The 6,715-nt window shown below is 66.4% G+C and carries 6 protein-coding genes; 4 read left to right on the top strand and 2 right to left on the bottom strand.

The genetic code is table 11. The features are described from left to right. Positions 1-457: 457 nt before the first annotated feature. Complete coding sequence (locus QZ497_RS15995) at positions 458-1,585, bottom strand: aminotransferase class V-fold PLP-dependent enzyme (protein ID WP_295476704.1); 1,128 nt, start codon at positions 1,583-1,585, stop codon at positions 458-460. Positions 1,586-1,785: 200 nt separating this feature from the next. On the opposite strand from QZ497_RS15995, the gene QZ497_RS15990 reads away from it, so the two are divergent. The 4 genes from QZ497_RS15990 to QZ497_RS15975 all read left to right on the top strand — a co-directional run bounded on the left by QZ497_RS15990 (position 1,786) and on the right by QZ497_RS15975 (position 5,363). Next, on the top strand, positions 1,786-2,235 hold the full coding sequence (locus QZ497_RS15990; protein WP_295476703.1) for an Lrp/AsnC family transcriptional regulator: 450 nt from the start codon (positions 1,786-1,788) through the stop codon (positions 2,233-2,235). Positions 2,236-2,296: 61 nt separating this feature from the next. Further along, on the top strand, positions 2,297-3,190 hold the full coding sequence (locus QZ497_RS15985; RefSeq protein ID WP_295476702.1) for a LysR substrate-binding domain-containing protein: 894 nt from the start codon (positions 2,297-2,299) through the stop codon (positions 3,188-3,190). Between the two features lie 83 nt (positions 3,191-3,273). Next, positions 3,274-4,440, top strand: coding sequence for a pyridoxal phosphate-dependent aminotransferase (locus QZ497_RS15980; RefSeq protein WP_295476701.1), 1,167 nt, complete (start codon positions 3,274-3,276; stop codon positions 4,438-4,440). Next, positions 4,437-5,363, top strand: coding sequence for an AEC family transporter (locus QZ497_RS15975; protein WP_295476700.1), 927 nt, complete (start codon positions 4,437-4,439; stop codon positions 5,361-5,363). Before QZ497_RS15980 ends, QZ497_RS15975 begins: the two co-directional genes overlap by 4 nt. Before the next feature lie 10 nt (positions 5,364-5,373). On the opposite strand, the gene QZ497_RS15970 is transcribed toward QZ497_RS15975, so the two are convergent. Then, the gene (locus QZ497_RS15970) at positions 5,374-6,705 is read right to left on the bottom strand and encodes a PLP-dependent aminotransferase family protein (RefSeq protein WP_295476707.1); all 1,332 of its coding nucleotides are present in this window, start codon (positions 6,703-6,705) and stop codon (positions 5,374-5,376) included. Positions 6,706-6,715: the final 10 nt, after the last annotated feature.

Below are 6,715 nucleotides of genomic sequence, written 5' to 3'. Positions count from 1 at the left end.
CCCCAGGTTTCGCCCTGGCGGGCGACCCACTTTGTTACGGCAAAGTGGGCAAACCACTGCTCCTGGTTTGGCCCCGCCTGCGGCGGGGTTCCCTCCTTCCGGCGCCATTCCAGGGGGCCGGCGCAATGGCCCGTCCCTGGCCCAGTGCGCCTAAGCCGGCTTCCCTGCCGGCTTACCCCCCTTCCATGACACCTGCACTCGGCCTGCACCCAAGTCGCGATTGGCGGCGTCTGTGAGAGCGGTGCTTGAAAAGCAAAAGCGACGCCAGATCAGACTGCTTCGGTATAACTGACTTTTGTTGGAGCGAGCTTGCTCGCGAAGAGGCCGGCAAACCTCATGCATCTGTTGTGAACGTGTCCCAGCCATCGCGAGCAAGCTCCAACGGTCTAATTGACCATTACTGCGGCTAAAGCCCCTCCCACCGGGCCACATGCCGCTTAAGCGAACCGTATTGCATTCAGGCCAGGACCTGACGCAGCACCTCAATGGCCTGGTCGACATCCTCACTCGTGGTGAAGCGTCCGAAGCTGATGCGCACCGACTGGTTGGCCAGCATCGGGTTGAGGCCCAGGGCCAGAAGCACGTGGGAAGGTGCGTTGCTCGCCGAGTTGCAGGCCGAGGTCGAAGACAGCGCCAGGCGCCCGCTGAACACCGCCGGGCTGAAGGCAAAGCGGTCGATGCTGAAGTTGAGGGTGTGGGGGATGCGCTGCGCCGCGTCGCCGTTCAACGCTACGCCCGGCAACGCCAGCATGGCATCGCGCAGGCGGTTGGACAGTGCCTGGATGCGCGCGCTTTCTTCGACCATTTCGGCCCCGGCCAACGCATAGGCGCTGCCCATGCCGACGATCTGGTGGGTAGCCAGGGTGCCGGAGCGCAGGCCCTGCTCGTGGCCCCCGCCATGAATCTGCGCCTCGACCTGAGCACGGGCCCGATCCCCCACATACAGCGCGCCGATGCCCTTGGGCCCGTAGGTCTTGTGTGCGGAGATCGACATCAAATCCACCGCCAGGCTGGAAAGGTCGATGGCGACCTTGCCGGTGGCCTGCGCGGCATCGACATGAAACAGCGCCCCGCGCTCGCGCACCCGCTCGCCGATGCGTCGAATGTCCGTCAGCGTGCCCAGCTCGTTATTGACCAGCATCAGCGACACCAGCAGGGTGTCGTCACGCAGCGCATCGGCCACCGCTTCGGGGTGGATCAGGCCGTCGGCGCCGGGGCGCAGCCAGGTCACTTCGACGCCCTGTTGCTCCAGTTGCCTGACGCTGTCAATGACCGCCTTGTGCTCGATACAACTGGTGACCAGGTGTCGACGGCCCGCCGGTGCCTTGGCGAATACGCCCTTGAGCGCCAGGTTATTCGACTCGGTGGCCCCGGAGGTCCACACCACCTGATTGGCCTGCGCACCGATCAGCGCAGCCACCTGCCCGCGAGCCTGCTCCACCGCCTGGCGGGCGTGCTGACCGTGCTGGTGCGAGGTCGAAGCCGGGTTGCCGAAGGCCCGCTGGCCCATGTGCACGAGCATGTCGGCCACGACGCGGTCGTCGATAGGAGTGGTGGCGGCGTAATCGAAATACAGTTCAGACATGGGAGTACCAGCACGAAGTGATGAGAGGCTGGTGAAAATGGTATAGCTGGCAGCGGGAAAAATAATTGATAAATAACGGGTATCAGCTGGCAATATCGGAAAATACTTCCGATTAAAAAGCCAATTAGGGAATAAAATTTCAGCCCAATCACCAACGGCAAAATCGTTATGCCTATCGGCAATAAGAGCGGTGTTCATACATGGACAAATTCGACAAGGCGATCCTCGCCATCCTGCAACAGGACTGCACCGTCGCGCTGGCCACGGTCGCCGAGCGCGTCGGCCTGAGCAACACCGCCTGCTGGCGGCGTATCCAGAAGCTCGAAGAAACCGGCGTCATCCTCAAGCGCGTGGCCCTGCTCAGCCCCAAGGAGCTGGGCGTACCCGTCACCGTATTCGCCTTCGTGCGCACCGGGCGTCACGACATGGAATGGCTGGAGACCTTCCACCGCCGGGTCAGCGAAATCAAGGAAGTGGTGGAGTTCTACCGCATGGCGGGTGTCACCGATTACCTGCTGCGCCTGGCGGTGCCGGACATTGCCGGATACGACGCGGTGTACAAGCAGCTCATCCAGATTCCCGGCATCGCGGATGTCAGCTCCAGCTTCGCCATGGAACAGATCAAGGCCACCACCGCCCTGCCCTTGTGACCCACAGCGGCAGAGATGGCGCTATGCTGCGCGCCACATCCGCCGCCCTTCAGGAGCCTGCATGTCCCTCCGCGCCCTGCGTACCCTGGTCGCCATCGCCCGCCACGGCTCCTTCGCCCGCGCCGCCGAAGCGGTGCACCTGACCCAGTCGGCAGTGAGCCTGCATGTACGCAGTCTCGAAGAGGAATTCAATGCGCCGTTGTTCGACCGCTCGCGGCGCCTGCCGGTGCTGACCGAGGCCGGGCATCTGGCGGTGGAGCGCGCCAGGGAGATCCTCGCCATCTACGACAGCATTGCCGCCGAGCTGGGCGATGGCAGCGAGCTGCGCGGGCGCTTGCGCCTGGGCGCCATCCATACCGCCCTGGCCGGCGTGCTGCCCGCAGCGCTGGCGGCCATGGGCAGCGCCCACCCCAACCTGCGGGTCAACGTGGCCTCGGGCATGTCTGCCGAACTGGCGGTGCTGATCGAGGCCGGCGACCTGGACGCTGCCGTCACCACCGAACCGGTCAAGCCCTACCCCCACGGTCTGGTCAGCACCGTGCTGTTCGAGGAAGGCTTCTGGATCATCGCCCCGGCCGACGCCGACAGCCGCGACCCCAGGCGCCTGCTGCAGGACTACCCGTTCATTCGCTTCGACCGCCGTGCCTGGGCCGGGCGCACCATCGAACGCGAGTTGCGCCGCCAGCGCCTGCGGGTACAGACCAGCATGGAGCTGGACAGTCAGGAGGCGATTGTCCGCATGGTTGCCAGCGGCCTGGGCGTGGCGGTCATTCCCATGAGCGAGCGCAACCTGGCGGCGTTTTCCAGCCTGGTATGCCTGCCCTTCGGCGAACCACAACGGATGCGCCGGGTGGTGCTGCTGGAACGCGAGGACCGCCCCGCCGGGCGCCTGGCGGTGGCACTGGCCGAAGCGGTACGGGCGCAGGCGGGGCATATGCCGACCCATGAGGAATAATTGACAAAACCTCAATTTAATATCGTTTTTTCTTGTCCTTGGTGACCGCTATCTTGATCCGGACTTCCGCATCGAGGCACGCCATGACCACCGCCAGCCCCACCCGCACCGCAACCCCTTCACCGATCCTGCTGATGGCACGTCACGCCGCCGCCCTGCGCGCGCAGGGCCAGGATGTGATCGACCTGACCCTGGGCGAGCCAGACTTCGACGCACCGGCCCATGTGCTGCTGGCCACCCACGCCGCTCTTGGCCAACGCCAGAGCTACTCCCCGGCCAACGGCCTGCCGCGCCTGCGCGAAGCGATTCGCTGGCGGGTAAGCCATGATCGCGGCCTGCATTACCGGGAAGATCAGGTCGCGGTCGGCTGCGGGGCCAAGCAGGTCATCTTCAATGCCTTCATGGCCACCTTGCAGCCTGGCGACGAAGTCTTGCTGCCCGCGCCCTACTGGGCCAGTTATCCAGACATGATCCGCCTCTGCGGGGCGCAACCCGTGGTGCTGCCGACCACCGCCGCCGAGGGCTTTCGCCTGACCGCCGAACACCTGGCGGCGGCGCTGGAGCTGTCACCCAACGCTCGCTGGCTGGTGCTCAACGCCCCCGGCAACCCTTCCGGTTCGACCTACAGCGTCGCGCAACTGCGCGAGTTGGCCGAGGTGTTGCGCGGTTATCCGCAGCTGATGATCCTCAGCGACGACATCTACGCCGAGATCCGCTTCACCGACCAGCCCTACGCGACGCTGGCCGCCGTGGCCGAGGACCTGAACGAGCGGACCCTGCTGGTCGATGGCGTTTCCAAGGCCTATGCCATGACCGGCTGGCGCGTCGGCTGGGGCTGCGGACCGGCGCCACTGGTGGCGGCGATCAACGCCATTCAGTCGCAGAACTGCACGCAGACCAGCACCCTCAGCCAGTTGGCGACCATCGCCGCGCTGGAGGGCGAACGGGATTTCCTCATTGAACGCAACGCCATCTACCGGCAGCGCCGTGATGCCGCCCTGGCGGTGCTGCGTACCAGCCAGACGCTGGACGTACTGAGCCCCGAGGGGGCGTTTTATCTGCTGCCCAGAATCAAAGGCACCCACGACGACCAGGACGTGGCCATGGACCTGCTCAAGGTCGGTGTGGCCACCGTGCCCGGCAGTGCCTTCGGAGCACCGGGGCATCTGCGCCTGTCGTTCGCCACCGACCAGGCCACCCTGGTAAAAGGCTGCCAGCGTCTTGTCAGCGCCCTGGGAGACCGCCCATGAGCGCCGCGCTGGTCCTCGCCCTGTTGCCCATCGCCGTGCTGATCGCCCTCGGCGCCTGGCTGCGCCATCGGCATTTTCTCAACGAAGGATTCTGGCCGCAGGCCGAGCGCTTGGGCTATTACCTGCTGCTGCCTTCGCTGTTCCTGCACAGCCTGGCCACCGCGCAACTCGACGATGTGCCGGTGCGCGAGATGGTCGCGGTGCTGCTGTTGTCGACGGTGCCGGTGGCCATGCTGTTCGTGGCCCTGCGCGGCCTGCTCAAGGTCGATGACGCGGCCTTCACTTCGCTGTTCCAGGGCGGTATTCGCTTCAACAACTATGTCGGCGTCTCGGCCGCCGCCGGATTGTTCGGCACCCACGGTATCGCCCTGGCAGCGGTGGCCAACGCCACCATCGTGCCGACGGTGAACATCCTCTGCGTGCTGGTGTTCGCCCGTTACGGCAGCGCCGGACGCCTGTCGCTGAAGGCCACGCTGCGCCAGCTGGCGCTCAACCCGCTGGTGCTGGCCTGCCTGATCGGCATTCTCCTGCAACTGCTGGGCGTGGGTCTGCCAGCCGGCATCGGCCCGGCCCTCAAGGCCCTGGGCCAGGCCTCGTTGCCGCTGGGCCTGCTGTGCGTAGGCGCGGCGCTGAACTTCGCTGCCGCCGGCAGCTGGCTCAAGCCGGTGGGCGTGTCGTCGCTGGCCAAGTTCGTGGTCATGCCCGCCGCCACTCTGCTGGCCTGCCATCTGCTGGGCCTGCGCGGCGAAGCGGCGGTCACTGCCATCCTGTTCCAGACCCTGCCCACCGCGTCATCGTCCTACATCATGGCCCGGCAACTGGGCGGTGACGCCCCGCTGATGGCCGGGATCATCGCCAGCCAGACCGTGATCGCCGGGCTGGCCCTGCCTCTGGTAGTGATCAGCCTGGCCACCTGGCTGTAAGTGCTGCGCGTCATGTCTGCGCCTGCACCACCCAGCGCACCTTGAGCAGCGCCTGACGCAAGGTCGCCAGGTCCACCGAGCCCAAGGCCAGGCGCAGGGCATGCGGCACATGGGCCGACACGGCAAAGGGCTCGGCGGTGGACACCGCCACCTGCTCGTCCTTGAGGGCCGCCGCCACCCGATCGGCGCGGGCGTCTTCCTGCAAGGGCAGCCATAGGAAGTAAGACAGCGGATGGCTCTGACAAGGCAGCCCGGCCAGCGCCTCGGCGGCGACTTGCTGGCGCCGGCGGGCGTCGTCGCGCTTGTGCTCTTCCAACTGCATGACGGTGCCGTCTTCCAGCCATTGGCAGGCAATGGCGGTGAGCACGCCAGGGGTGTTCCAGGTGGTGGCGCGAATCACCCGCTCCAGGCTGGCAACGCGCTCCAGCGGCGCGCTGATGAAGCCGACCCGCAGGCCGGTGGCCACGCTCTTGGACAGGCCGCAGATGTGCAAGGTGCGCTCCGGTGCCAGGCTGAACAGCGGCGCCGGGGCATCCTCGACGAGAAAGGCATAGGCCGCGTCTTCGATGATCAACAGGTCGTGCCGACGAGCGATGGCCACCAGTTGCTCACGTTGCGCGGTATCCAGCACCCAGCCCAGCGGATTGTGCAGCGTCGGCATGCTGTACAGCGCCTTGACTCGCCGGCTGGCACACAGCCGCTGCAGCGCGGCCAGGTCCGGCCCGTGTTCGAGCACCGGAATGGCGACGATCTCCAGGTGCAGTGCTTCAGCCAGCACCTTGAAACCGGAGTACGTCAGCGCATCGGCGGCGATCACATCGCCAGGCTTCAGCGACGCCATCAAGGCGACCGCCAGGCCCTGCTGCGCACCGTTGACGATCAGCACCTGCGCGGCATCCACCTGCAACCCGCGTGCGGCCAGGTGGCGGGCCACGCAAGCGCGTTCGTGAGGCCGCCCGGCATGCGGTTGGTAACGCAGCAAAGCCTCAAGGTCGCCCGAGGCCGCCAGTTGGCGCAAGGCACCGCGCAACAGCTCGGCCTGAGCCGGCAACGCCGGGTAGTTGAAATTCAGGTCGGCCATGCCTTGGGCCACGGTCTTCTGGTCGATGCCCAGGCCCGGCGGCATGGAGATGTCCCGCACGAAGGTGCCACGCCCGGTTTCACAACTGACCAGGCCCATGCGCTGCAGCTCGGCATACACGCGGCTGGCGGTCACCAGCGCCAGGCCATGCTCGGCGGCCAGGGCCCGATGGGTCGGCAGACGACTGCCGGGCAGCAGGCGGCTGGCACGAATGTCGGCGGCCAGGCGGTCGACCAGGGTCTTGTAGCGGGCGCGGGGCATGGCGAATGTA

Source organism: uncultured Pseudomonas sp., assembly GCF_913777995.1.
GTDB lineage: Bacteria > Pseudomonadota > Gammaproteobacteria > Pseudomonadales > Pseudomonadaceae > Aquipseudomonas.
The sequence above is the reverse complement of the archived record's forward strand: the minus strand, read 5'-3'. Positions and strand labels throughout refer to the sequence as shown.